At 71.0% G+C, this 25,694-nt stretch carries 13 protein-coding genes; 9 read left to right on the forward strand and 4 right to left on the reverse strand.

Annotated features, from left to right (window positions below; genetic code table 11):
* Positions 1-116: 116 nt before the first annotated feature.
* Positions 117-359, reverse strand: coding sequence for a thioesterase II family protein (locus JK363_RS38885; RefSeq protein WP_372444939.1), 243 nt, complete (start codon positions 357-359; stop codon positions 117-119).
* 455 nt (positions 360-814) lie between these two features.
* Here JK363_RS38885 and ccrA point away from each other — a divergent pair, with 455 nt between their 5' ends.
* A complete protein-coding gene (ccrA, locus tag JK363_RS38890) occupies positions 815-2,158 on the forward strand; it encodes a crotonyl-CoA carboxylase/reductase (protein ID WP_201882912.1) in 1,344 nt (447 codons plus the stop codon).
* Positions 2,159-2,239: 81 nt separating this feature from the next.
* Positions 2,240-4,000 carry a 3-hydroxyacyl-CoA dehydrogenase family protein gene (locus JK363_RS38895; protein ID WP_201882914.1) on the forward strand — a complete coding sequence of 587 codons (1,761 nt, stop codon included), beginning with the start codon at positions 2,240-2,242 and terminating at the stop codon, positions 3,998-4,000.
* A gap of 362 nt (positions 4,001-4,362) precedes the next feature.
* Here JK363_RS38895 and JK363_RS38900 read toward each other — a convergent pair whose 3' ends face one another.
* Entirely contained in the window at positions 4,363-5,907 is a 1,545-nt protein-coding gene (locus tag JK363_RS38900; protein WP_201882916.1) for a DHA2 family efflux MFS transporter permease subunit, read from the reverse strand.
* The gene (locus JK363_RS38905; protein ID WP_201882918.1) at positions 5,900-6,436 is read right to left on the reverse strand and encodes a GbsR/MarR family transcriptional regulator; all 537 of its coding nucleotides are present in this window, start codon (positions 6,434-6,436) and stop codon (positions 5,900-5,902) included. The genes JK363_RS38900 and JK363_RS38905 overlap by 8 nt, the downstream gene beginning before the upstream one ends.
* A gap of 1,399 nt (positions 6,437-7,835) precedes the next feature.
* On the opposite strand from JK363_RS38905, the gene JK363_RS43400 reads away from it, so the two are divergent.
* The 3 genes from JK363_RS43400 (at position 7,836) to JK363_RS38920 (ending at position 12,187) form a co-directional block, all read left to right on the forward strand.
* Complete coding sequence (locus JK363_RS43400) at positions 7,836-8,216, forward strand: lactococcin 972 family bacteriocin (RefSeq protein ID WP_307822051.1); 381 nt, start codon at positions 7,836-7,838, stop codon at positions 8,214-8,216.
* A 123-nt stretch (positions 8,217-8,339) separates the two neighbouring features.
* Complete coding sequence (locus JK363_RS38915; RefSeq protein ID WP_307822052.1) at positions 8,340-9,137, forward strand: IS5 family transposase; 798 nt, start codon at positions 8,340-8,342, stop codon at positions 9,135-9,137.
* 338 nt (positions 9,138-9,475) lie between these two features.
* Positions 9,476-12,187 carry a helix-turn-helix transcriptional regulator gene (locus JK363_RS38920; protein WP_201882925.1) on the forward strand — a complete coding sequence of 904 codons (2,712 nt, stop codon included), beginning with the start codon at positions 9,476-9,478 and terminating at the stop codon, positions 12,185-12,187.
* Positions 12,188-12,318: 131 nt separating this feature from the next.
* Here the strand turns inward: JK363_RS38920 and JK363_RS38925 are convergent, their stop codons facing one another.
* Positions 12,319-12,756 (reverse strand): ester cyclase, encoded by a 438-nt coding sequence (locus JK363_RS38925; protein ID WP_201882926.1) that lies wholly within the window; start codon positions 12,754-12,756, stop codon positions 12,319-12,321.
* A 251-nt stretch (positions 12,757-13,007) separates the two neighbouring features.
* On the opposite strand from JK363_RS38925, the gene JK363_RS38930 reads away from it, so the two are divergent.
* The 4 genes from JK363_RS38930 to JK363_RS38945 form a co-directional block, all read left to right on the forward strand.
* Entirely contained in the window at positions 13,008-14,147 is a 1,140-nt protein-coding gene (locus tag JK363_RS38930; protein WP_201882932.1) for an acyl-CoA dehydrogenase family protein, read from the forward strand.
* Positions 14,144-15,661 carry an amino acid adenylation domain-containing protein gene (locus JK363_RS38935; RefSeq protein ID WP_307822053.1) on the forward strand — a complete coding sequence of 506 codons (1,518 nt, stop codon included), beginning with the start codon at positions 14,144-14,146 and terminating at the stop codon, positions 15,659-15,661. The genes JK363_RS38930 and JK363_RS38935 overlap by 4 nt, the downstream gene beginning before the upstream one ends.
* A 141-nt stretch (positions 15,662-15,802) precedes the next feature.
* A complete protein-coding gene (locus JK363_RS38940; protein WP_201882934.1) occupies positions 15,803-16,066 on the forward strand; it encodes an acyl carrier protein in 264 nt (87 codons plus the stop codon).
* A 118-nt stretch (positions 16,067-16,184) separates the two neighbouring features.
* Positions 16,185-25,694 (forward strand): type I polyketide synthase (locus JK363_RS38945; RefSeq protein WP_201882938.1); only part of this gene is annotated, 9,510 nt, incomplete at its 3' end.

Raw genomic sequence — 25,694 nt, forward strand, 5'->3', positions numbered from 1 at the left:
CCGGGACCCGAGGCGTGGCGTTCTGCGCTACCTCGAAGATGCCACCGTCCACTGTCTGGACGTCGCGGGGTCCGTGATTCCCGCCCGGCGGTCCCGTCCTCTGTCCGCGGTACAGCTCAGCCCCGACGGCCGTACGGTGGCCACCGTCGAGCGCCGGGGTGCCGGCTCAAGCGCCTCCTACCGCTTCGAACCTCGTACGCCGGCGTGGCCCCCATGCTGTGCCCGAACAGGGCGAAGGGCCGGTCGGTCCATGGCGTCAGCGCCTCGCCGATCCGGTCTGCGAGGTCAGCCAGGTCGGTGGCACACCCCTCTGCACGACGGTCCTGCCGGCTCGGGTACTGCACGGCCAGTGCCTCCACCCGGGGTGGGAATTCTTTTGAAAAGGGATGATGAAAACTCGCGGAGCCACCGACGTGCGAAAGCAGATCAGTCGGATCTCCGGTTCTGTGACGGGGTGAACCGCCGTATCCAGAGTTCGCTCGTGGGTGGCTTTATGCGTTTTCTCCCGCCTGGATCAAGCTGTTCGTTATTGTCGTACAGCTTTTCCTCCCGCGGAAACAGTGAAATGCGTACCTCGGTCGGCTTCATTGCACGTACCGGGTCCGCGACGGTCGCATGACCGAAAATGACTTGGCGCAACGGGGCTGGGGGCGGCAACCCCTATTTCGCCCCCTATCTTGGCAGTGGCGGGAGGTAGGGGTTTCCTCCGTCATTTCTCCTCCTTACGCTGCTGCGGCGAGTGCACATTCATGCTCTTCGGCGAACCGGCTGGAGAGAGGTGTTTCCTACGTCCGCGACACGCGAGGGAAGTTACGTGAAGGACATCATCAACGCCATCCTGTCCGGCGGTGCAACTTCCCAGGACTTCACTGCTCTTCGGCTTCCGGAAAGCTGCCGGGCTGTAGTGCTGCACAAGAACGAAGCAGACATGTTCGAAGGCATGGCCACGGTGGACAAGGACCCGCGCAAGTCGCTCCATGTGGACGAGGTGCCGGTGCCCGAACTCGGCCCGGGCGAGGCCCTGGTGGCCGTGATGGCCTCCTCGGTCAACTACAACACCGTCTGGTCGTCGATCTTCGAGCCGCTCTCCACGTTCACGTTCCTCGAGCGCTACGGCCGCACGACCGAGCTGGCCAAGCGCCACAACCTGCCCTACCACATCATCGGCTCCGACCTGGCCGGCGTGGTCCTGCGCACCGGCCCCGGCGTCAACTCCTGGAAGCCCGGCGACGAGGTCGTCGCGCACTGCCTCTCGGTCGAGCTGGAGTCCTCCGACGGCCACAACGACACGATGCTCGACCCCGAGCAGCGCATCTGGGGCTTCGAGACCAACTTCGGCGGCCTCGCCGAGATCGCCCTGGTGAAGTCCAACCAGCTCATGCCCAAGCCCGACCACCTGAGCTGGGAGGAGGCCGCGGCCCCCGGCCTGGTCAACTCCACCGCCTACCGCCAACTGGTCTCCCGCAACGGCGCCGGCATGAAGCAGGGGGACAACGTCCTGATCTGGGGCGCCAGCGGCGGCCTCGGCTCGTACGCCACCCAGTTCGCGCTCGCCGGCGGGGCCAACCCGATCTGTGTCGTCTCCAGCGAGCGCAAAGCGGACATCTGCCGGTCCATGGGCGCCGAGGCGATCATCGACCGCACCGCCGAGGGCTACCGGTTCTGGAAGGACGAGCACGAGCAGGACCCGCGCGAGTGGAAGCGGTTCGGCAAGCGGATCCGTGAACTGACCGGCGGCGAGGACGTGGACATCGTCTTCGAGCACCCCGGCCGGGAGACCTTCGGCGCCTCCGTGTACGTCACCCGCAAGGGCGGCACGATCGTCACCTGCGCCTCGACCTCCGGCTACCGCCACGAGTACGACAACCGCTATCTGTGGATGTCCCTGAAGCGGATCATCGGGACGCACTTCGCCAACTACCGCGAGGCGTGGGAGGCCAACCGCCTGATCGCCAAGGGCAAGATCCACCCGACGTTGTCGAAGGTGTACTCCCTCGAGGAGACCGGCCAGGCCGCCCGCGACGTGCAACGCAACGCCCACCAGGGCAAGGTCGGCGTGCTGTGCCTGGCTCCCGAGGAGGGCCTGGGCGTGCGCGACCACGCCAAGCGCGCCCAGCACATCGATGCCATCAACCGCTTCCGGGATGCCAGGAGCTGAACCCGGCGCATGCATCGACCAACTCCCGCGGTCATCCCTGCGGGTGTCCACGAGCACACACTCAGGGGAAAGGGAAACGACATGGAGCAGGAGGCGTGCCCCCCGGTCGTCGGGGTGGCCGGTCTGGGCAGTGTGGGGGAACCCTTGCTGCGCATGCTGCACAGCAGCGGGTACGAGGTCATCGGGATCGACTCCGACCTCGATGTGCTGGCCCGGGTCAAGGAGAGGCTGGAGGCGGCTGGGTCGGCCGGGCATGAGGCCCGGCCCGCCGACGACATCACGCTGAGCAACGATGTCGCCCTGCTGGGCAGAGCGGACGTGGTCGTGGAGGCGGCACCCGAGAACCTCGCGGTCAAGAAGCGACTGCTGCGGGAGATCGACGCCGTCTGCAAACCGAGCACAGTGGTGGTCACCACCACGTCGAGTCTGCCGCTCATCCACCTCGCGGTCGTCTCCGGCCGGTCGGCCCGGACACTTGGACTGCGCCTGCTGGCACCACCCCGGCCGGGTGGCTCCGTGGAAGTGGTCCGGACGGCGATGAGCAGTGCTGTCGCCGTGAGGGCACTCGACGAACTGCTTACGGGTCTGGGCCTCGAGCAGACGACGTTCGGCGCGGCTCCCGCGACCGATGCCAACGAGCTCGTCTACGCGTTCCTCAACCGCGCCGTGACTCTGCTGGACCTCGGATACGCCGATCAGGACAGCATCGACACCGCCCTGCGGCTGGGCTGCGGCCTGCCCGCCGGGCCTTTCGAGATGTTGGACCGCATCGGTTGGGAGACTGTCAGGTCCTCCCTGCAGGAGCTGCACGCACGCACGGGCAATGAGGCGTTCCGTCCAGCCGCCCTGCTGGAGAAGTCGGCGGGCGCCGCCTCCGGCGGCCGGGCCATCGGCAGGGGTTTCCACTCCTACGACGAGCTCGGTGCGCGCATCGTTCCCGCACCGCGCAACGGTGACGGTGACGATGACGGGTTGAACGGCGTCCGGCACATCAAGCGGGTGGGCGTGCTGGGTTCGGGCATCATGGCCTGCGGCATCGCCGAAGTTGCCGTGACGGCCGGCCTCCCCACGATGCTCGTGGCACGGAGCCGGGCGAAGGCTGACCGCGCGCGGGAAGTCGTGGCGGAGTCGCTCGGCAGGGCGGTGCGGAAGGGCAGGACAAGTCCGGCCCAGAAGGACGCGGCGCTCGGCCTGCTGCAGAGCGAGCAGGACCTGGCGGCATTCGGTGACTGTGATCTGGTGATCGAGGCCGTCGCGGAGGAGACCGGCCTCAAGCGGTCCGTTTTCACCAGGCTCGGGCAGATGTGCCCGCAGCGGGCGTTGCTGGCGACCACCACATCCAGTCTGTCCGTGGCGGACTGCGCGAGTTCCTCCGGCCGCGCCTCCCAGGTCCTGGGACTCCACTTCTTCAACCCCGCGCCGATGATGAAGCTGGTGGAGCTCGTGCGAACGCCGGCGACGAGCGAGCAGACCCTAGCGGCAGCCCGCGCATTGTGCGCGCGGCTGAACAAAACGGCCATCGTCTGCCACGACCGCGCCGGCTTCATCGTCAACTATCTGCTCTTCCCGTATCTCGCCGACGCGATCCGGCTGCTGGACCGCCCGCACGCCGATATAGAGGAGATCGACGCGGCGGTGGAGCGGGGACACGGTTTCCCGATGGGCCCGTTCCGGCTGCTTGATGCCATCGGCCTGGACGTCTCGCTCGCCATTATGAAGCGCTTGCACGAGGAGTTCGTGACGCCCGACTTCGCTGCACCGCCGCTGCTGCAGAATCTGGTGGCTGACGGTTGTCTGGGGCGCAAGTCCGGACAGGGGTTCCGGACCGTCGTTCCGCGCTGACCCGCGGCGGACGCCATGACGCGGTGATCGGGTGGCGCCTCGGGCGAAGTGTCTGCCGAGGCGCCTGCCGGTCACCGCGTCGTGCGCGTTGCTGTGCATCAGGCTGCCCGTTACAGCATTTAAACGGGCCTGCGACGGGAGCAGGTACAAGATCCATCTGGCCGAGGTATGCGACGCCGGCGCCCGCACCGGAGCCAGGCCCAACGGACTGACGCCTGGAAGCAGCGGTACGCCACCCGCGCCGGCGTCGCAGCGGCCTTCGGGTAAGGGCTCCGACGCCTAGTGACCGATCCGATGCCGCCGACCCGTTGCGCAGCCCATTGCGGGCCGGTTCCCGACGAGGGTGGCGGATACGGTTCGAGTCAGAGGGCGGAGAGCGGGACGGCGTCGTCGTCACCCTTCGGGGTCTCGGCCTTGGCCTGGGACCGCTTGGGCATGAAGAGCAGGGCGAGCAGGGCGGCCACCACCGCGATCGCGCCGCACACCCCCAGCAGGGTCTGCATCGCGGTCATGAAGGAGTCCTGCACCGCGTGCACGACCTTCGTGCTCTGCATGGTCTCGCCCACGCGCAGGCCGCCCGAGACGCTGCGCCGGGCCAGTTCGTCTGCCTCCGGCGGCACGTCGGGCAGCTTCAGGTGCGAGCGGTACGCCGAGGAGGCGACCGTACCGAGGACGGCCACGCCGACGGAACCGCCCACCTGGCGCAGCGCGGAGACCAGTGCCGAACCGACGCCTGACGACTCCTGGGACAGCGCGTTGACGGAGGCCGCCATGGTGCGGGTCATGGCGAGGCCGAGGCCGAGGCCGACCAGGACCAGCCAGACCGACACGTAGCCGTAGCCGGAGGAGAGCTCAGTGCGGGTGCCCAGGAACAGGCCGCCCGCGACGAGCAGGAAGCCGAGTGCCGGCACCGCACGCGGGGCCGCCTCCGGGGCGAGCTTGTTGACCAACGCGGCGCTCACCAGAACGCCGCCGATGAGCGGCAGAAGCCGCAGTCCGGTGCCGAGCGCGTCGGTGCCGTTGAGCGCCTGGAAGTACTGGGGCAGTGCGAACAGCAGGCCGAACATCGCGAAGCTGACGACGGTGCCGAGGATCGAGCCCCACACGAAGCCGCTCAGCCGGAACAGGGACAGGTCGATCAGCGGGTTCCCGGCCCGGGTGATCCGCATCTCCCACAGCACGAACAGCGCCAGGAGCAGTGCGCCGCCGAGCAGCGGGACCAGTGCCGCGGCGTCACCCCAACTCGTTTCGCCGGCCTCGATCGCACCGTAGACGATGCCCACCAGGCCGAGCGTGGAGATCAGGACACCGAAGAAGTCGATGGAACTACCCTGTGCACCACGGGAGTCGGGCACCAGGAACGCCACCGCGACGAAGGCGAGGGCGATCAGGGGAACGTTGACCAGGAAGACCGAGCCCCACCAGAAGTGATTGAGCAGGGCGCCGCCGATGATCGGACCGAGCGGGAGTCCGAGCGACTGGGAGACGGCGATGACACCGATCGCCTTGGCGCGCTCCTCCTTGCTCTCGAAGACGTCGAGGAGGACGGAGGTGCACAGGGGTACGAGGAAGGCCGCGCTGATGCCGAGCACCGTCCGCGCGGTGATCAGCATGCCCGACGAGTCGGAGTAGGCGCACCATACGGACGCGCCGCCGAACAATGCCAGCGCCGCGAGCAGCAGCCGCTTGCGGCCGAACCGGTCACCGAGCAGTCCGGCGGGCAATAACAGTGCGGCCATGGCAAGCGTGAAGGCGTCGGCGAACCATTGCAGGTCGCGGGTGGACGCTTGCAGGTCGCTGCCGAGGGTCGGCAGCGCCACGTTGAGCACCGTGGCGTCGACGCTGACGGTCAGCAGGCTCAGCCCGATAGCCGCCAGTGCCCACCAGCGGCGCGAGTCCCTACTCACTTTCTTCACTCCTTACGTTGTGGTGTCCGTCGGTTCGGGCGTTCCGGTCCTCGATCCAGCGCTTCAACATGGGTTCTGCCTCGTTGTTGAGCCATTCGAAGACCTGGTGCGCCTCACGCAGGCGGTCGGCGGACCCGGCCCCCGCCGGGAAGAGGGTCAGCCCGTTCTCGGTGATGTCGACGAACGACGCGATGCCCTCCAGGCGTCGGCGGACCATCGTGGCCCAGGCGTCCGCGGCGAGGCGGTAGTACGTGGCGCGGTCCCCGCTTCGGGTCACGGCCTGCACCATCCGGGCCTCGCTGAGCAGGCGCAGCGTGCCGGTGAGCGAGGCGCGGCTGGCATGGATGCCGGCCGCGATCTGCGCCGCGTTCTGCTCCGGCGGATCGCTGATCATGAGCCAGGCCAGGGCCCGGCCCATGATCGGGGGCCAGCCGGACTGCTGCATGAAGTAGGTGGCTACCTGCTCCACCCACGTCTCGACGTCGGAGGCGTGGGCGTCCCCGTTGTCGTCCTCGGGCATCGACGCCATCGCCGTCTCACCGCACCTTCCGTGCATCGGGCTGACTGTTGCTGAGCAGTACTAGTTCTGTAGGCGGCGCTACGTTCCATAAGTTTCAGTAGTGACTGTAATTACTGAATACGGGTTGGGCAACCCGTACCGGCGCAGCAACTGACGGCCCGTCCGAAGCCGTGGTGGGACGGTGAGCCGGGCGACGTGTAGCGCGACGGTGGCCAGGTGGCCGTCGGGCAGCCCGGCCGCGGTGCGTCCGTGGAAGCGGACGTCGCCCAGTCGACGCTTCTCGGCGGGAGTGGGCATGACGGACACGTACGAGCCCTCGGGCAGGATCCACAGCGGGGGCAGGCCGAGGTTTTTCTTGATCCGCCGTGCCCAGGTGACAGCCGGTCGCCTCCACCAGACGCCACAGGGCATGACCGGCGAAGTTACGGTCCGCCAGCGGCAGCATGCCCGGCCGCAGAGAGGTCGGAAGGTACCGGGCGGGCTTGTGCTCGCTGAACCGGCCACCGAGTTGAAGGCCGCGTCGATGACGGCGTGTGTCCCGCATTCGATCAAGGCCATCAGGTGGACCTGCGGGTGACCGCTCCGGTTGATCCCGCCCCTGCCGGTGAAGTCGAACTCCGTGGCACGGGCGGAGGTTTCGGGCACGTCTGGTGCGGTGCCGTCCCAGGCGACCAGCCGCGGCCCGAAAGGGAACGCACCTTAGGTCCTCGCCGTGGCCGGCGGGCCGCAGCGCCGCTCGAACAGTGCCTGCAGCGGCTTGTCACCCAGCCGTTGTCCGGCCGAGCCGGGCCTGTTCGGCCCGGTGGTCTCCGACCCGACGGTCTCGCGGCTCATCGACCGGCTCGCTGCGGACGGCGGGCGGGCTCTGACCGCGATACGCGAGGCCCGCGCTCGGGTCCGCCACCGGGGCAGCCGTTTGAGCGCTTTCATGACCGGGGACGCCGGCCTCGATGGCACCGAGGTCAGTCACCTGCCCGTGCTGTCGACTTCACCCGTGGCTTCCGCGCCCATTACGGCATGTCACTCAGGATTCCCGCCGTCGGGCACTCGGTATCCGGTCCGAGACGCATTGCGAAGCGCTGTGCACTGCCTGCTAACGACCTCCCGGTGGTGGCCCGGCAGTCTGTTGAGGTACCTGCCGGGCTGAGGCAGCTGCCCCGGGCTGCCTGGAGCGGGGCGTGACGCGCTGGAAATCTGCCAGCGGCGTGCCCGCCAACGCCCTCAGGCGGACATCGAGTGGAAAGACTGCGGAATGTGGACAACACGGGAGGCACGTGTGCTCATGAGGATATCCGGTAGATCGATAGCTCTCGGCTTCGTGAGCGCGGCACTCGCAGTATGCAGCCTCGCTGCGCCGGCCGCCGCAAACGGCCCTCGGACTGCGACCGCTACCGCGGACGGCACTGTCGTGGCCGCGGATGGTTCCGGAGTTGGTCAGGTCACCACCCATAAGCGCGGTGACGGCACGAAGCCGCCCGCAGAGCTGGGTAACCCCTCTGAATGGGGTGTGGTGAAGATCGAGATGGACGCTTCGGCGGGCTCCGTCAGGCCGGACTCCGAGGCCTGCGTCCCTGCCAGTGGTGGCAAGTGGTGTTACGGCTGGAACACCACTACGAGCGGCAAGTACTGCTACTCGAACTACTTGCATGGGTCGAAGCGGCACTCGTCCAAGGTGAAGATCGCCGGCGTCTGGGGCACCAGTGGTCCGGTGAAACCCGGCCTCGTCTCCAATGCCCACCGCACGGCGGGCTTGGCCTACACCTGCTACAGCTACTACAACATCCTGTAGGTTCTGATCCCCGCATCAAGCGGTGACTCCTCGGTAGGTGGGGGAGGCTGGTGCGCCGCTCGGGGTCTGTTCGGTCGCCCGCGCAGCCTCGGAGTGGCGCCACCTCCCACTCTGACTCAGACCGTGTCCGATGTGGTGTTTGTCGTTGGACTGTTCATGGGGCGGGGTAGGTGGAGTTGGATTGTTCCGGACGGGTTGTGGGAGATCGCGAAGCCGCTGATTCCTTTGCCGAAGGCGCGGCCGCAGGGTGGCGGAACGCAGGACACGCCTGATGAGACGCTGTTCGCGGCCATCGTCTACGTACTGGTCAGCGGGTGTGTGTGGCGAGCCCTGCCACCGTGCTTCGGCGTGTCGAAGTCAACCGCCCACCGTCGGTTTCTGATCTGGTCCACAGCGGGTGTGTGGGGCCGGCTGCATGAGGCTGTCCTGCACCGGCTCGACGACGCCGGTCTGATCGATGTCTCCCGTATCGTCCTCGACTCCGCCCACGTCAGGGCGGAAAGGGGGCGAACACACAGGTCCGGGTCCGGGCCCCGTGGACCGGCGGGGCAGGCCGGGTTCCACGATGCACATCCGGACGCGAACGGACTGCCCCTGGTCGTCGGCGTCTCCGCCGCGAACACCCATGACAGCGAAGGGCTGAAGCCGATGGTGGCCGGTCACCGAACGAGACACGACCCCCATTGGCTCCGCGGCAAACGGATCGGCGTGCGGATTGCCCGCAAAGGCATCGAGTCCGGCGAACGATCAGGGCGTTGCAGGTGGGTGATCGAGCGCACGATGTCCTGGCTGTCCGGCTACCGCAGACGCAACCACGCTTACGAGCGCAATCCCCGCAACTGCCTGGCATTCCCTCGGACTTGCCGCCGCCATGTGCTTGTGCAAACGGCTCATCCGCCTCGCCACAGAGGACAGGTCTGAGAGTGAACCCGTACACTCCAGGATACGTGATCTATTTGGGCGAGTCGCTCGCGCGATAGTGTCAACGCCGGGTTATGGCGGACAGGTTGCACAACGGGGAGTGCATGTCATGGATGTCCGAGTTTTATTCGGTCTGGCCGAATATTCCTGCTTGCCCGCTGCTGCGGGTTATTCGTCGGTAACTTTCCTTTTTGTCGACGTACTGTGAAATAAGTCATTGTGTGGCATTCCTGGCGGTGTCTCGCCAGGTACCGATGTGCTCGAGCGTGGCGCGGGCCCATAGTCGCGCCCCAAAACCGTAAGGATCGCTTTGCTGCTCACGGGGGGATGGTTTAGGGATGTTGCTTGTCCATCGCGATGAGGAACTCGGTCACCTGAAAGCGGCGCTGGCTGAGTGTTCCGGCATCCGGTCGCGGACGATCGTCGTGGAGGGTGGAGTCGGCTGCGGCAAGAGCGCCCTGCTGGCCGCTTTCGCCGAGTACGCGGCGGAAGCGGGCACCACCGTGCTGGGCGCGCGCGGCATGGGTGCGGACGCGGAGACGCACATGACCGTGCTCGACCAACTCAGAGTCCAGCTCCCGTCCGGGATACAGCCCGAGGAAGCCGCGGCCGACCCGGCATGGCACCTGTCCGATGCACTGCGCGCCTTGTCGCGGCAGGGGCCGGTGGTGATCTATGTGGACGACGCCCAGGACACCGACCAGGCCTCGCTGTTCGGTCTCTTCCAGGCGGCCGGCCGCGTCCCGCGGACCCTGCTGGTCTTCGCCGAGAGCCTCCATCTCCCGCACCGTGACCCGGTGATCAAGACGGAACTGCTGCGGCAGTCCGACTCGCTGCGCATCCGCCTCGGCCCGCTGGACAAGAAGGGCGTCGCCGAGATGATCGACGGCCGGATCGGGGGCTGGCACGCAGGCACGGTCGTCGACCGGATACACCGCATCAGCGCCGGCAACCCACTGCTCCTGCGCGCCCTGATCGAGGAGTGCAGCGGCCGGGACGACGCCGGGGCCGACGCGGTCACCGAACCACAGCCCATGGAAGGCGGGATGTATGGACAGGCCGTGCTCACCTGTCTGTACCGCAGCGGAGGGGTGGCCCTGCAACTGGGGCACATCCTCGCGGTTCTCGGGGAGGCCGCCACCCGCGAACTGCTCGCGCGGGTCAGCGGCCGTCCCTCGGCACAGCTCGATCGCCACATCCAGGCGCTGCGTGGCGCCGGCATCATCGACGGCCTGAGCTACCGGCACCAGGCCGCCCGCGCCACCGTGCTGGCCGACATGGCCCCCGCGGTCCGCGAGGGGCTGCACCGCACGGCGGCCACCGCATTGTATGAGGCGGGCCTGCCGTCCCCGGTTGTCGCGACGCAACTGCTGTTCGGGCGCTGCGGTGCCGAGCCCTGGCAGCGAGTCATCCTGCGGCACGCGGCGGAGGAGGCACTCACCGAGGACGATGCGGGCCGAGCCATCGACCTGCTCGAACTCGCCCTGGAGAACTCCCCGGACGACGAACAGCGGATCGAGATCCTGCTGCGGCTCAGCCTGATCACCTGGCGCGTCGACCCGGCCGCCGTGGAGTCCCGGTACCTGCCGGAACTCATCGCCTCGATGCAGGCCGGGCGCCTTTCCCCCGCCGCCGTCAGCGCTCTGGTACGGCTCCTGATCGCCCACGGCCGCATCGAGGACGCCTTGGAGGCGCTGCACCAGCAGCACGGCGCCCCGGAGGCCGAGAGCGAGATCACCCCGGATGTCGCCTGGATGTGGGTGCGCTACGGCTTCCACGCACTGGAGTTCCCTGACGAGGCTCCCGTCAGGGCGCCCGGCGCGGCACCCGACGGCGCGGACGCGCGCGTTCCCGGGGTGCCGCGGCTGAAGAGTTCCGCGGAGACGCTGCTCACTCACGACCCGAGGGAGTGGGTGTCGGCCGCGGAGAACTTCCTCAAGGTCACCCCGCTCACCGACTCCACTGTGGGCCCGCTGTGCAGCGCCATCAAGGCGCTGCTGTTCGCGGACTGCCTGGACTCGGCGTGGCACTGGTGCGAGCAGCTCGTCAAGGAGGCCCAGCGACGGCGCTGCCCGGGCTGGGCAGCGGTGTTCGCGGTGATACAGGGGATGGTGGCGGTACGTCAGGGCAGCCTGGCTGACGCGCTGTCGTGCATCGAATTGGCCCAGAGCGTGCTGCCGGAGCGCACCTGGAGCGTCCTCGTCTGCGGCGCGCACGCGGTTCTCAGCGTGATCTACACCGAGATGGGAGCACTCGAGGAGGCCACCCGGCTGTTCGACCTGCCGGTGCCCGCGGACTGGGAGAAGAGCATCTACTGGCTCGGCTACCTCCGCGCCCGCGGCTGCCTGCGTCTGGCCACCGACCGGCCGCACGCCGCGCTCTCCGACTTCCTGCGCATCGGCAAGATCGCCCGCCGCCTCGGCATCGACTACCCGCTCATGGTGTCGTGGTGCACCGACGCGGCCGAAGCCTGGATCCGCCTGAACGAGCCGGAACAGGCGTCCGAGCTGCTGGCCCAGCAGGAGGGAAAGAAGCTGCCGAGCAACGGCCGCAGCCGAGGCATCGCCCTGCGCCTGAAGGCCGCCCTCGCCCCGGTCGCCGACCGTCCCCGATTACTCGGCCAGGCCGTGGAGTTACTGCACGACACGGGTGACCGGCTGGAGCTGGCCAAGACCTTCGCCGACCTCGCCGACGCGCACGAGAGCGCCGGCAGCCCGAACCGCGCCGACATCGCCCGCCGTCGCGCCTGGCACCTGGCCCGGGAGTGCGGGGCCCAACCACTGTGTCGGCGGCTGGAACGGGACGGACGCATCGGCGCCCTGGCCGCCCGGGAGCGCTCCGTGCTCAAGGACGAGGAGCCGACCGCGCCGGCACCGGGCAAGGTGACCCGGGCCGAACGCAGGGTCGCCGAACTCGCCGCCCGCGGACACAGCAACCGCGAGATCTCGCAACGGCTCAACATCACCATCAGCACGGTCGAGCAACACCTCACCCGCGTGTACCAGAAGCTGCACATCTCCCGGCGGGACCAGATCCCGGTCGGCCTGTAGCGCGCCCGCCCATCCGGCCGAGCCATCGTCTCCCCGTGACCTGGCTCCGCTGGAGCCGGGTCACGGGGGCCGATGCACAGGGCCGGGCGGCATCCGCCCGGCTGCCGCGCCGTGACGAACCTTCGGCGGACTCAGAGGCCGAGCTTGATACCGATCTGGGCCAGCATGGTGGCGTTGTCGCTGATCGTCCAGTGCTCGACGATCTTCCCGTCCACCACCCGGCTCATGTTGAGCATCGTCATCTCGAACTCTTTGCCGCTCGGCGGCGCCCCCATGAATTCCACCGAGTGGGTGCCGCGCGCCACGCACCGGGTGGCCACTGTGTCACCGGTCTCCACGATCTCCTGGACCTCGGCCCGCATATCCGGGAAAAGCGCCTGGGTGAACTGCCACACCCCGAGCCAGCCCTCGCGGTCGCGAGGCGTGCCCGGCGGGTGCTCGGCGTCGGCGGAGGTGCCGGGGAGATGGGCGATGACGTCCGGCGCGATGACCTTCCGCAGTGTCTCCGGGTCATTCGAGTTGAACGCGCCGTAAAGAGCGCGGATCGTCTCCGAGGGCGTTTTTGCCATGGTGCTCCGTCCCGAACGATGGGTGTTCCAAAGGCTTGCAGGAGACGGACTCTAAAGACTCCCTGACGGCTGCCACAACCCCCGAATAAGCACCCCTTACCTGTGCAAACACCGGGCTTCCAGGGGAGGAGTTCCATAGGGGCCTAGGGGTGCGGACCTAGGGGCTGACGCGGTCCGGTTACCCGGCCTAATGTGAGCATGCTTCAACACGGAACTTTCTGTCCGAGTGCAAACGAAGGGTGCCGGGCCCCGTGGATTTCGATCTCACCGAAAAGCAGCGGAAATTCTTCGATGACATTCTGGGTGAAGTCCGTACCCGGCTCGGATCCTCGAACACGCCGGACGGGCAGCATTTCACCCGCGCTCAGTGGAAAACCGCCGCGGACATAGGACTCACTGGTCTGTGCCTGCCCACCGAATACGGTGGCGGCGGCCTCGGTGCCTTGGACACCGCGCTGTGTCTGGAGGCGTTCGGACAGGGCTGCCCCGAGACCGGACTCGTCTTTGCCGTCTCCGCCCACCTGCTCGCCTGCGCGGTACCGGTCCGTGACCACGCCCAGGCCGAGGTACGCGGCGAACTGCTCACCGGCATGGCCCGCGGCGACCTGATCGCGGCGAACGCGATGACCGAGGACGAGGCCGGATCCGACGTCGGCCCCCTGGCCATGACCGCCCAGCGCACCGGCGACGACTACATCCTGCACGGCGACAAGTCATTCGCCAGCAACGCGCCGCTCGCCGACCTGTTCGTCACCTACGCGGTCACCGCACCGAAGGCCGGATTCCTCGGAGTGTCCGCCTTCGCTGTACCCGCGGAGCTGCCCGGCGCCGACGCGGGGCCGCTGTTCGACAAGATGGGGCTCGCCGGCTGCCCGGCCGGCCGGGTGTCATTCCGTGACTGCCATGTGCCGGCCGAGTACCGGCTCGGCGCCGAGGGCCAGGGCAGTGCCATCTTCCAGCACTCCATGGGCTGGGAGCGCGCCTGCCTGTTCGGCGGCTACCTCGGCATGATGAATCGCCAGCTCGAGGAGTGCGTCCGACGCGCCGACAGCCGCAGGCAGTTCGGGCGCCGCATCGCCGAGTTCCAGTCCGTCTCGCACCGTATCGCCGGCATGAAACAGCGCCTGGAGAGCGCGCGGCTGCTGCTCTACCGCGCTTGCTGGCTGATGGACCAGGAGCGCGAGTACACCTCCGCGGTCGCCCTGTCCAAGCTGGCCGTCTCGGAGGCCGCGGTGGCCAACAGCCTGGACGCGATCCAGATCTTCGGCGGCGAGGGCTACCTGCGCCACGTCGGCATCGAGCGCCAACTGCGCGACTCCGTACCGACCACACTCTTCTCCGGTACCTCGGAGATCCAGAAGGAACTCATAGCCAGGGAGCTGGGACTGTGAGCAGTCGGCCGCCCCAATCCCTCAGCGCCCCTGACGCCCTGCACCGGCCGGTCATCGAAGCCGCCCGCGCCATCCCCGGCCGGCTTGCCGTCGCCGGCCCCGACGCCGAGCTGACCTACGCCGAACTCGACCGCACCGCCAACGCGTTGGCGCACCGGCTGCGCGACCTCGGCGTCCGGCCGGGCGACCGGGTCGTGCTGTACGCCGCCAAATCGGCCGCGGTCGTGGCCGGCATGCAGGCGGTGCTGCGGCTTGGCGCCGCGTACGTGCCGGCCGACGGTTCGCTGCCGGTGGCCCGGGTGGCGACCATGGCCCGGGACTGCGCCGCGGCGGCGGTGCTCGTCGACGGCGCACGCCTGGCCACGACGGTGGCCGAGCTCGACGGCGGGATCCCGTGCGCGGACCTCTCCCAGGAGCCCGACCCGGCCCCCGCCCCGGTCGACGCCGCCGTACGCCCGGACGACCTCGCCTACATCCTCTACACCTCCGGCTCGACCGGCACCCCCAAGGGCGTCTGCATCAGCCACCGCAACGCCCGCGCCTTCGTGAACTGGGCGGTCGACGAACTCAAGCCCACCGCCGACGACCGCTTCTCCAGCCATGCGCCATTCGGCTTCGACCTCTCGGTGCTCGACCTGTACGCGGCCTTCTCGGCCGGTGCCAGCGTCCACCTGATCCCGCAAGAACTTGCTTATGCACCAGCTCAGTTGGTGGATTTCGTGCACGAGCAGCGGATCACCATCTGGTACTCCGTGCCCTCCGCGCTGACGCTGATGATGCGCGACGGAGGACTCCTGGAGCGGCCCGCGCCCGAGGCGTTGCGCACCATCCTGTTCGCCGGTGAACCCTTCCCGATCGCGCAGGTCAAGGCGCTCGCCGCGCAGGCCCCGGGACGTCGGCTGCTCAACCTTTACGGCCCGACCGAGACCAACGTGTGCACCGCCCACGAGGTCACCCCCGCCGACCTGGACAGCGACTGCCCGCTACCGATCGGGCGGGCCGTCAGCGGCGACCGGGTCTGGGCCGAGGCGCCCGACGGCGGCCGCGCGGCACCGGGCGAGGAGGGCGAACTACTCGTCGACGGACCCACCGTCATGCTCGGCTACTGGGGCCGCGAACCGCATGGCGACGGCCCGTACCGCACCGGTGACCTGGTGCGCGAGCTGCCCGACGGTTCCTACGCCTACGTCGGTCGGCGCGACCACATGGTGAAGGTGCGCGGCCACCGGATCGAACTCGGCGAGATCGAGGCCGTTCTCGCGCTGAACGAGGACGTGGCCGAGGCCGCGGTCGTGGTCACCGGCACCGGCATGGACGCCCGGCTGACGGCGTTCGTCGTGCCCGCGCAGGGCCGCGAGCCCGGCGTGCTCGGCCTCAAAGCCCACGCCTCCCGCCAACTGCCGCGCTACATGCTCGCCGACGACGTCCGCATCGTCGCCGACCTGCCCCGTACCGCCAACGGCAAGACCGACCGCAGGCGGCTCGCTGCCGGCCTCGAGGAGTCCGACTCCTGACCGTGCCCGCCGGCCGTCCCGCCCGCCACGTCCGCAGGCGGGCGGGACCACGACGCGCGCTCTACCGACCGCTGCCTGCCCGCCAGGTCGGCGACCGGCGGCACCGCTGCCCCACCCCCTCCCACCACGAAAGGGAACCCGATGACCGAGTCCGAGATCCGTGAGTCCATCAGCGCCTACATTCGCGAGCGGTTCCTGGGCGGAGACCACAAGGGCGAGCTCGAGGAGACCAGCCCGCTGCTCGAGTGGGGCGTCCTCAACTCGCTGAACACCGCTCAGCTCATCGGCCACATACGGGTCGCGGTCGGTGTCAAGATCCCCGCGATGGAGGTCAACCCGGAGAACTTCCGCGACGTGCGGAGCATCACCGCCCTGGTGACCCGTCAGCGCACTGCGGCGGCCTGACCTCCCCCGGGGCCGGTCCACCGGCCCGGCAACCCCGCAGAACGACTCCCGACGCATCCCGTCCCCCCGGTGCTCCGCCGGGGGTCCCGAGCCCGAGGTGAAAGGCGAATTCGCGACCATGGCCGCCAGCCCCGATGAGACCGCCAGCCCCGTCGAGCCCATTGCCGTCGTCGGTGTGGGATGCCGCCTGCCCGGCGGCGTCCGCGACCTCGGCTCCCTCGGCCGGGTGCTCGGCTCGGGCGAGGACATCCTGCGCGAGGTGCCGGAGGATCGCTGGGGCCGGGACCTGTACGACCCCGAGCGCAGTCGGCCCGGCACTGTCGTCAACCACGTCGGCGGCTTCCTCGACGAGGTCGACCGGTTCGACGCCGCGTACTTCGGCATCGCCCCGCGCGAGGCCGACGCCGTCGACCCGCAGCAGCGGCTGCTGCTCGAGGTGGCGACCGAGGCGATGGCCGACGCCGGCCGCCCGCGGGACCAGTGGCGCGGCACCCGCACGGGTGTGTACGCCGGTCTGCTCGCCGGCGACTACCACCTGCTGCATGCCAAGGGCATCGACCTGAGCGACCTCGGCCCGCACTACGTCACCGGCATGGAGTTCAGCTTCGCGGCCGGACGCCTGGCATACACCTATGACCTGCGCGGCCCTGCCATCACGCTCAACTCGGCCTGCTCCTCGTCTCTCTACGCGGTCCACCAGGCGTGCCAGAGCCTGCGCGCCCGCGACATCGACGCTGCGGTGGCCGGCGGGGTCAGCCTGGTGCTGAGCCCCGAGATCAGCGTCTTCATGAGCGGCATCGGCGCGATCTCGCCCAGCGGGCGGTGCCGTCCCTTCGACGCCTCGGCCGACGGCATCGTACGCGGCGAGGGCTGCGGCGTGGTGGTGCTCAAGCGGCTGGCCGACGCGCTGGCCGAAGGTGACCGCATCCACGCCGTCATCCGCGGTTCGGCGGCCGGCAGCGATGGCGCCACGATGGGGCTGACCGCGCCCAACGCCGAGTCGCAGGCGGCCGTGGCCCGGCAAGCGCTGGACGCTGCGGGCCTGGCATCCGACGCGGTGGACTACGTCGAGGCGCACGGCACCGGAACCCCGCTGGGCGACATGATCGAGCTGGGCTCGCTGTCCGAGGTCTACGGCGCGGGGCGACAGGACCGGGCGCCGCTGCTCGTCGGCTCGCACAAGGCGGTGTTCGGGCACACCGACTCGGCGGCCGGTGTGGTGGGCCTGCTCAAGGCGATCTGGATCGTCAACAACGGCCTGGTGCCCGCCCAGCCGAACGTCGACGAACCCACCCCCGCCGTCGACTGGCAGGGCGACGGCATCGCTCTGCCCGCCTCCGGCGGCACCGCGCTCACCGCCGTCGACCGCCCGCTGCGCGCCGGGATCAACGCCTTCGGGCTCAGCGGCACCAATGTCCACCTGATCGCCGAGGCACCGCCCGTGCCCGGAACCGACGAGCCGGCTGCCGATGCCGACGCATCCGGCGACGTGCGCCCGCGCATCCTGCTGGTCTCCGCCGGCGCACCCGGCCCGCTGGCCGAGCAGATCGAGGCGATGCGCGCCAAGGTGGCCGACCAGAGCGTCCCCCTGGACGAACTGCTCGCCGCGGCCGCCACACGGCGCACCCACGAGCGCCACCGCTACACGGCCGTCGCCACCGGCAGGGAGCAACTCGCTGCCGTGCTGGCCGACTCCGCCGACCCCGAGGACCTGCCCGACGGCGCCTACACCGGACGCGTCGGCGACGACGGGGAGCCCGCGCCGATCCTGGTCTTCTCCGGGCAGGGCTGCCAGTGGCCCGGCATGGCGGCCGACCTGTACGACGCGGACCCCGCGATCCGGGACACCTTCGACGAGATCGACTCCCTGGTGCGCCGGGACGCCGACTGGTCCCTCGTCGAGGAACTGCGCCGCACCAAGGACAGCCGGCTGGACCGTACGGACCTCGCCCAGCCCGCCGTCTTCGCCGTCCAGGTGGCGCTGGTGCGGTGGCTGACCGCCCGCGGGGTGCGGCCCGCGGCCCTGGTCGGCCACAGCGTGGGCGAGCTCGCCGCCGCGCACGCCGCAGGTGTCCTCGAACTCTCCGACGCGGTACGGCTGATCGTGCGCCGCGGGCAGATCCTCGAGGAGACCGCGGGCCTGGGCCGGATGCTCGCCGTGCAGGGCGACGTGGCCACGGTGGGCGGCCTCCTGGCCGCCGCCGGTCTGCCGGTCACCGTCGCCACCGTCAACGGCCCCGCCTCCGTGGTGGTCGCCGGCCCCCACGATGCGGTGACCGCCGCCGAACCCCTCCTGGAACAGGCCGGGCTGCGCTGCCGCCGGACCCGTGTCGACTATGCCTTCCACAGCCCGCTGGTCGCCGAGTGCGGCCCGCGCCTGGCCGCCGAGTTCGCCGACCTCGCCCCGGCCCGGCCAGGGCTGCGCCTGCTGTCCAGTGTCGACCCCGACGTGGACGCAGGCCTGCTCGACGCCACCTACTGGGGGCGCAACATCACCGAGCCGGTACGGCTCTGGCCTGCCGTCGACCGGCTGCTGGCCGAGGAAGGCGCCCCGCTCCTCCTCGAGGTCGGCCCGCACCCTGTGCTCCGCCGCCCGCTGGCCGACTCCGTCGCGCATCGGGGCAGCGGTGCGCAGGTGCTGAGCACCCTGCGCCGCGAGGTACCCGGACCGGTGGCCCTGCACCGTACGATCGCCCGACTGCACGTGGCGGGCGTGCCGTTGGACTGGGCCGAGATCACCGGGCGGCCCCGCCGCTTCGTCGACCTGCCGGTGCCGTCCTGGAGTGGCGAACGGCACTGGCTGCCCGGCCTGCGGCGCGGGCACCGGGCGACACAGAGCCCGGCGGCGCCGCCCACCGCCCGCACCTCGGTGGCGCCGGTCGCCACCACGGCCGCCGAGCGGGCCACGGCCCCGGGCCGGCCCGCGGACATGGCCGCGGCGGGGCCCATCAAGCCGGCGTCGTGGGTGGTGCAGCGCATCGACGCGGCCGTACGCGAGGTCATCGGCATCGGGCCCGAGCGACCGCTGCCGCGCCGCCGCGGCCTGTTCGAGCAGGGGCTCGACTCGCTCACCGCGGTGCAGCTTCGCGGACTGCTGGAGGCCGCGTTCGGGCTGTCCCTGCCGACCACCGTCGTCATCGAACACCCCACCATCGCCGCCCTGGCCGCGTTCCTGACCGAACTGGGCGTCGGGCGCGAGTCCCGGAACCAGCAGGCCCAGCAGGAAGCCCCACACGCGCAGCGCGAGGGTTCGGCACTCGGGTCCAAGGGCGCCGTGGCCGTCGTCGGCATGGCCTGCCGCCTGCCGGGGGCGTCGACGCCGGAGGAGTTCTGGGCGCTGCTCAAGGACGGACGCAACGTCACCGGCGAACCCCCGGCCGGGCGCCGTGAGGACCCGATCTGGGCGGAGGCCGGGCCCGGCGTGCCGACCCCAGGCGGCTACCTGGACGACGTCGCCGCGTTCGACGCCGGGTTCTTCCACATCTCGCCACGCGAGGCCGCCTCGCTCGACCCGCAGCAGCGGCTCGCGCTGGAGGTCGCCTGGGAGGCGCTGGAGGACGCCGGCTGCACCGCGCCCGCGCTGCTCGAGCGGCAAGCGGGCGTGTACGTCGGCCTCAACACCGCCGACTACCACGAACTGCTCACCCGCGACATGGGCAACATCGACCTGTACTACGGCACCGGCAACGTCTTCGCGGCCTCCGCCGGCCGACTCTCGTACTTCCTGGGCCTGCGCGGCCCGTCGCTCGCCGTGGACACCGCCTGCTCCGCCTCGCTGACAGCCGTTCACCTGGCCGTCCAGGGGCTGCGGTCCGGTGACTGCGAGATCGCACTGGTCGGCGGCTGCAATGTGATCGCCACGCCAACCGTGTCGGTGGCCATGCAGGAGGCACTGGCCCCCGACGGCCGCTGCAAGACCTTCGACGAGGACGCCGACGGGTACGGCCGCGGCGAGGGCGCCGTGATGCTCGTCCTCAAGCCGCAGCAGGCCGCGGAACGCGACGGCGACCACATCTATGCGCTGCTGGCCGGCACCGCGATCAACCAGGACGGGGCGAGCGGCGGTTTCACCGTGCCCAGCGGCCCTGCGCAGACGGTGCTGATCCGGCAGGCCCTCGCGCGCGCCGGCTGGGCCCCGGCGGACGTCGACCACGTCGAGGCGCACGGCACCGGCACCCCGCTGGGCGACCCCATCGAGGTGCGCGCCCTGGCCGAGGCCCTCGGCGAGGGACGCGACGCGGACAACCCGGTGCTGATCAGCTCGTCCAAGGCCAACATCGGCCACCTGGAGGCCGCCGCGGGCATCACCGGCCTGCTCAAGACCGTCCTCGCGGTGCAACACGGCGAACTGCCGCCGCACCTGCTCAACCGCCCCTCCAGCCGCATCGACTGGGACGCGCTGCCCGTCGAGGTGGTCACCCGGCTTCAGGCCTGGCCGGAGCGAAACCGGCCGCGCCGGGCCGGCGTCTCCTCGTTCGGCTTCAGTGGCAGCAACGCCCATGTCCTGGTCGAGCAGGCGCCCGCCGCTCCCGCCCCCTTGCTGCCCGCCGCGGGCCGCATGCCCGCGCTGCTGCCCTGGGTGGTCACCGGGCGGGGCGCCGCCGCACTGGCCGGCCAGTCCGCCCGGCTGGCCGCATTCGTCACCGACCGGCCGGAGTTGGAGCCCGCGGACGTGGTGCACTCGCTGGTCACCACCCGTACCGCCCTGGAGCACCGGGCCGTGGTGCTGGCCGCGCCCACCGACCGTGACGGCGTCCTCGCCGGCCTGACCGCACTGGCCGGTCCGGACGACGGCCGGGCACCGGCGGCCGTGGTGCGCGGCCGGGTACGCGAGGGCGGCACCGCTTTCCTGTTCAGCGGCCAGGGCAGCCAGTGGCCCGGCATGGGCCGGGGGCTGTACCAGGCGTTCCCGGTGTTTGCCGACGCACTCGACGAGGTGGCCGCACAACTGGACCGATGGCTCGAACGCCCCCTGTACGAGGTGCTGTTCGCGCCCGACGGTTCGGACGCGTCGGCGCTGATCAACCACACCCAGTACACCCAGGCGGGCCTGTTCGCGGTGGAGACCGCGCTGGCACGGCTCACCGGTTCCTGGGGCATCCGGCCCGACCAGATGATGGGCCACTCCGTCGGCGAGCTCACCGCCGCTCATGTCGCGGGCGTGTTCACACTGCCGGACGCAGCCCGACTGGTCGCCGCCCGCGGGCGGCTGATGCAGGCGTTGCCCGAGGCCGGGGCCATGGTGGCCGTCGCCGCACCGGAAGCCGAGGTGGCCGCGGCGCTGGCCGCATCGGAGTACTCCGTGCGGGTCGACGTCGCCGCCGTCAACGGGCCCGAGGCGGTGGTGATCTCCGGTGACGAAGACGCCGTGCTCGCCCTCGCCGACGTCTTCGCCCAGCAGGGCCGGCGCACCAAGCGGCTGCGGGTGAGCCATGCTTTCCACTCGCCGCACATGGCGGCGATGCTCGCGGACTTCCGCCGCATCGCCGAGGAGATCACCTACCACGAGCCCGAACTGGACATCGTCTCCAACGTCACCGGGGAACTCGCCGAGCCCGCGGCACTCTGCGCGCCGGACTACTGGGTGGCGCACGTGCGCAAGGCCGTGCGGTTCGCCGACGGGGTGCGCACTCTCGCCCGCGAGGGCGTCACCCGGTTCCTGGAGGTCGGCCCCTCCGGCGTGCTGTCCGCGCTTGTCGAGGAGTGCCTGGGCACCCACTCGCAGACGGTGGCTGTTCCGCTGCTGCGCAAGGGCCTGCCCGAGGACGAGGCACTGCTGCGCGGCGTGGCCACCGCGTTCGTCCACGGCACCGAACTCGACTGGACCGCGGTCGTCCCCGCCGGGCGACGCATCAAGCTGCCGCCGTACGCCTTCCAGCGCAACCGTTACTGGCTGGAGTCCGGCGCGGCCCGCCCCGCGTCCGCTGCGGCGGGCGACCCGGCCGACGACGCGTTCTGGGCCGCCGTCGACGAGGGCGACCTGGACGCTGCCACCCGCATGCTGGGGCTGCCCCACGACGAGCGGACCACCGGGGCCGGCCCGTCCGGTGCGCTCGGCGAACTGCTGCCCGCCCTGTCCGCCTGGCGCCGCCGCCGGCACGAGCGGACGGTCCTGGACGACTGGCGCTACCGCGTCACCTGGCGCCCGCTGCCCGGCCCGGCCATGACCGCCCGGCTCACCGGCACATGGCTGCTGGTGAGTTCGCCGCGGCAGGACTCCACCGGCACCGCATGGACCCAGTCCCTCGCCACGGCGCTGACCGAGCGAGGGGCACAGGTCCTACCCGTCCCCTACGACGCCGGGCGCACCGAGCGGGCCGCCCTCGCCGCGCGCTTGCGCGAGCTGCCCGGTGCCGCGGACGCCGCCGGCGTGGTGTCCTTGCTCGCCTTCGACCAGACCCCGCACCCAGACCACCCCGACCTCGCCGCCGGTGTCGCGGGCACCCTCACCCTGGTCCAGGCGCTCGGCGACACCGCATCGCGCGCCCCGCTGTGGTGCCTGACCCAGGGCGCTGTCGCCGCGGCGGACGGCGAGGGCGTCGAACGGCCCGAGCACGCCCAGATCTGGGGCCTGGGCCGGGTGGCCGGCCTGGAGCACCCCGAGTGCTGGGGCGGCCTCGCCGACCTGCCCGCCCACCCCGACCCGGCAGCCGCGGACCGTCTGTGCGCCGCACTCACCGGCACCGGCGACGAGGACCAACTCGCGATCCGCAGTACCCGGACCCTCGTGCGCCGCCTGGTGCGGGCCCCCTACGGCGACGCCCCTGCCCCGCGCACATGGCGCCCCCGCGGCACCGTCCTCGTCATCGGCGGCACCGGCGCGCTCGGCGGGCACCTCGCGCACTGGCTCGCCGAACAGGGCGCCGAACACCTGGTGCTGACCAGCCGCCGCGGCCCGGCGGCGCCTGGCGCAGACGCACTGCGCGCCACCCTTGAGGAGCGGCACCAGATCCGTGTCACGGTGACCGCCTGCGACGCGGGCGACCGCGAGGCGCTCGCCGCCCTCCTCGACCAACTCCGCGCCGCGGACATCCCGTTGCGTGCCGTCGTCCATGCCGCCGTCGTCGCCGACGTCGGCCCGATACACGAGGCCACCCTCCAGGGGTACGCCGCCTCCGTGCGGGCCAAGGTGGCCTCGGCCCGCAACCTCGACGAACTCCTGGGCGACATCGACCTCGACGCGTTCGTGCTGTTCTCCTCCATCGCCGGCGTCTGGGGCAGCAGCGGCGAGGGCTCGTACGGCGCCGCCAACGCCTACCTGGACGCGCTGGCCGAGCGGCGGCGCGCCGCCGGGCGCACCGCCACCGCCGTCGCCTGGGGCATCTGGGACGCGTTCAACGAACGCGACGAGGACACCACCATGCGTGAACTGCTCACCGCACGCTCCCAGCAGCAGGGCCTGCCCCGGCTGGATCCGCGGCTGGCGTTCGAGGCGCTGCGGCAGGCCCTGGACCACGACGAGACGACCCTGGTCGTCAGCGCCGTGACCTGGGAACGGTTCGCCGCCCTGTTCACGGTGGCCCGCCCGCGCCCGCTGCTCGACGAAATCCCCGAGGTACGCGTCCTGGCCGTGCCGGCCGCGGACACCGCCGCCGGCGAGGCGCCGGCCCGCACCGAACTGGCACGCCGACTCGCCGAGTCCGACCCGGTCGGCCGCGAGCGCATCCTGCAGGACCTGGTCGCCGCCGGGGCGGCCGGGGTGCTCGGCCACACCGAGGCCGACACCGGCGGCCTGGACAGCCGACTCGCCTTCCGCGACCTGGGCTTCGACTCGCTGACCGCCGTCGAGCTGCGCAACCGCCTGAACGAGGCCACCGGCCTGCGGTTGCCCGCGTCGGTGGTCTTCGACCACCCCACGCCGGCCGCGCTCGCCCGCTTCCTGGCCACCGAACTGATCGGCGGGGACGAGTCGCAGCACACCGCCTCCGCCTCCGGCGTCGGCCCGGACCGGACCGCACCGGCTTCGGACGAGCCGGTGGCGATCGTCGGCATGGCCTGCCGCCTCCCAGGTGGTATCCACTCGCCGGAGCAGTTGTGGCAGTTGCTGGCCGACGGCGGCGACGTACTCGCCGACTTCCCGGACGACCGCGGCTGGGACCTCGACTCGCTCTTCGACGCGGACGCTGACGCGGCCGGCCGCAGCTATGTGCGCCGGGGCGGGTTCCTGACCGATGCGGGCGACTTCGACGCCGAGTTCTTCGGCATCTCCCCGCGCGAGGCGCTGGCGATGGACCCGCAGCAGCGTCTCCTGCTCGAGTCCTCCTGGGAGGCGTTCGAACGGGCCGGCATCGACCCGGCGTCAGCACGCGGCGAGGACGTCGGCGTGTTCATGGGCGCCGGCTCCGCCGGATACGCGACCGGCGAGAACCGCATCCCCGAGCAACTGGAGGGCTTCGCCCTCACCGGCAGCGCAGCCAGCGTGATCTCCGGCCGCATCTCCTACACCTTCGGCCTGGAGGGCCCGGCCGTCACCGTCGACACCGCCTGCTCCTCGTCCCTGGTCGCCCTGCACCTGGCCGCCCAGTCGTTGCGCAGCGGCGAGTGCTCGCTCGCGCTCGCCGGCGGCGTCACGGTGATGGCGAGCCCGCGCGCGTTCACCGAGTTCAGCCGGCAGCGCGCGCTGGCGCCCGACGGCCGCTGCAAGGCGTTCTCCGCGGACGCGGACGGCACGGGCTGGGGTGAGGGCGTCGGCGTGCTCCTGGTGGAGCGCCTGTCGGACGCGCGGCGCAACGGGCACCGGGTGCTCGCGGTGGTGCGGGGCTCGGCGGTCAACCAGGACGGCGCCAGCAACGGCCTCACCGCGCCGAACGGCCCGTCCCAGCAGCGGGTGATCCGCGCCGCCCTCGCCGCCGCCGGGCTGACTGAGCTCGAGGTGGACGCGGTGGAGGCGCACGGCACCGGTACCTCGCTCGGTGACCCGATCGAGGCGCAGGCGCTGCTCGCCACGTACGGGCAGGGCCGGGACGCGGACCGGCCGCTATGGCTGGGCTCCATCAAATCGAACGTGTCCCACACGGCCGCGGCCTCCGGCGTCATCAGCGTCATCAAGATGGTGCTCGCGCTCGGCGCGGGCGTCCTGCCGCACACCCTCCACGTCGACGAGCCCTCCGGGCACATCGACTGGTCCAGCGGCACCGTGGCGCTGCTCACCCAGGCCCGGCCGTGGCCCGGAACGGACCGCCCGCGCCGGGCCGGTGTGTCCTCGTTCGGCATGAGCGGCACCAACGCCCACCTGATCCTGGAGCAGGCGCCGGACCACGCCGACGCCCCCGTCGAGCGCGCGCCGGCGGACCAGGTCCTGCCCTGGGCCCTGTCCGCCAGTACCGCCGAGGCGCTGCCCGCCCAGGCCGAGCGGCTGCACGCCCACCTCACCGCCCACCCTGAGCTGCACCCCGCCGACGTCGGCCACGCGCTGGCCCGTACCCGCGGCGCACTGGAGCACCGAGCCGTGGTGACCGGCGCCGACCGCGCCGAGCTGATGTCCGCACTGGCCGAGCTGGCCGGCGGCGACACCGGACAGGGCGTGGCGCGCGGCTCCGTCCGCACCGCGTTCCTGTTCTCGGGCCAGGGCGCCCAGCGTGTGGGGATGGCCGCCGGACTCGCCGCCGCCCACCCGGTGTTTGCGCAG

The sequence above is a fragment of the Streptomyces coffeae genome (genome assembly GCF_016741875.1).
GTDB lineage: Bacteria > Actinomycetota > Actinomycetes > Streptomycetales > Streptomycetaceae > Streptomyces > Streptomyces coffeae.

Excerpts from the sequence above, each read along its gene's own strand:
- JK363_RS38895 (WP_201882914.1), top strand. The coding sequence starts at position 2,240 with ATGGAGCAGGAGGCGTGCCCCCCGGTCGTCGGGGTGGCCGGTCTGGGC.
- JK363_RS38905 (WP_201882918.1), bottom strand. The coding sequence starts at position 6,436 with ATGGCGTCGATGCCCGAGGACGACAACGGGGACGCCCACGCCTCCGAC.
- JK363_RS38920 (WP_201882925.1), top strand. The coding sequence starts at position 9,476 with ATGTTGCTTGTCCATCGCGATGAGGAACTCGGTCACCTGAAAGCGGCG.
- JK363_RS38925 (WP_201882926.1), bottom strand. The coding sequence starts at position 12,756 with ATGGCAAAAACGCCCTCGGAGACGATCCGCGCTCTTTACGGCGCGTTC.
- JK363_RS38940 (WP_201882934.1), top strand. The coding sequence starts at position 15,803 with ATGACCGAGTCCGAGATCCGTGAGTCCATCAGCGCCTACATTCGCGAG.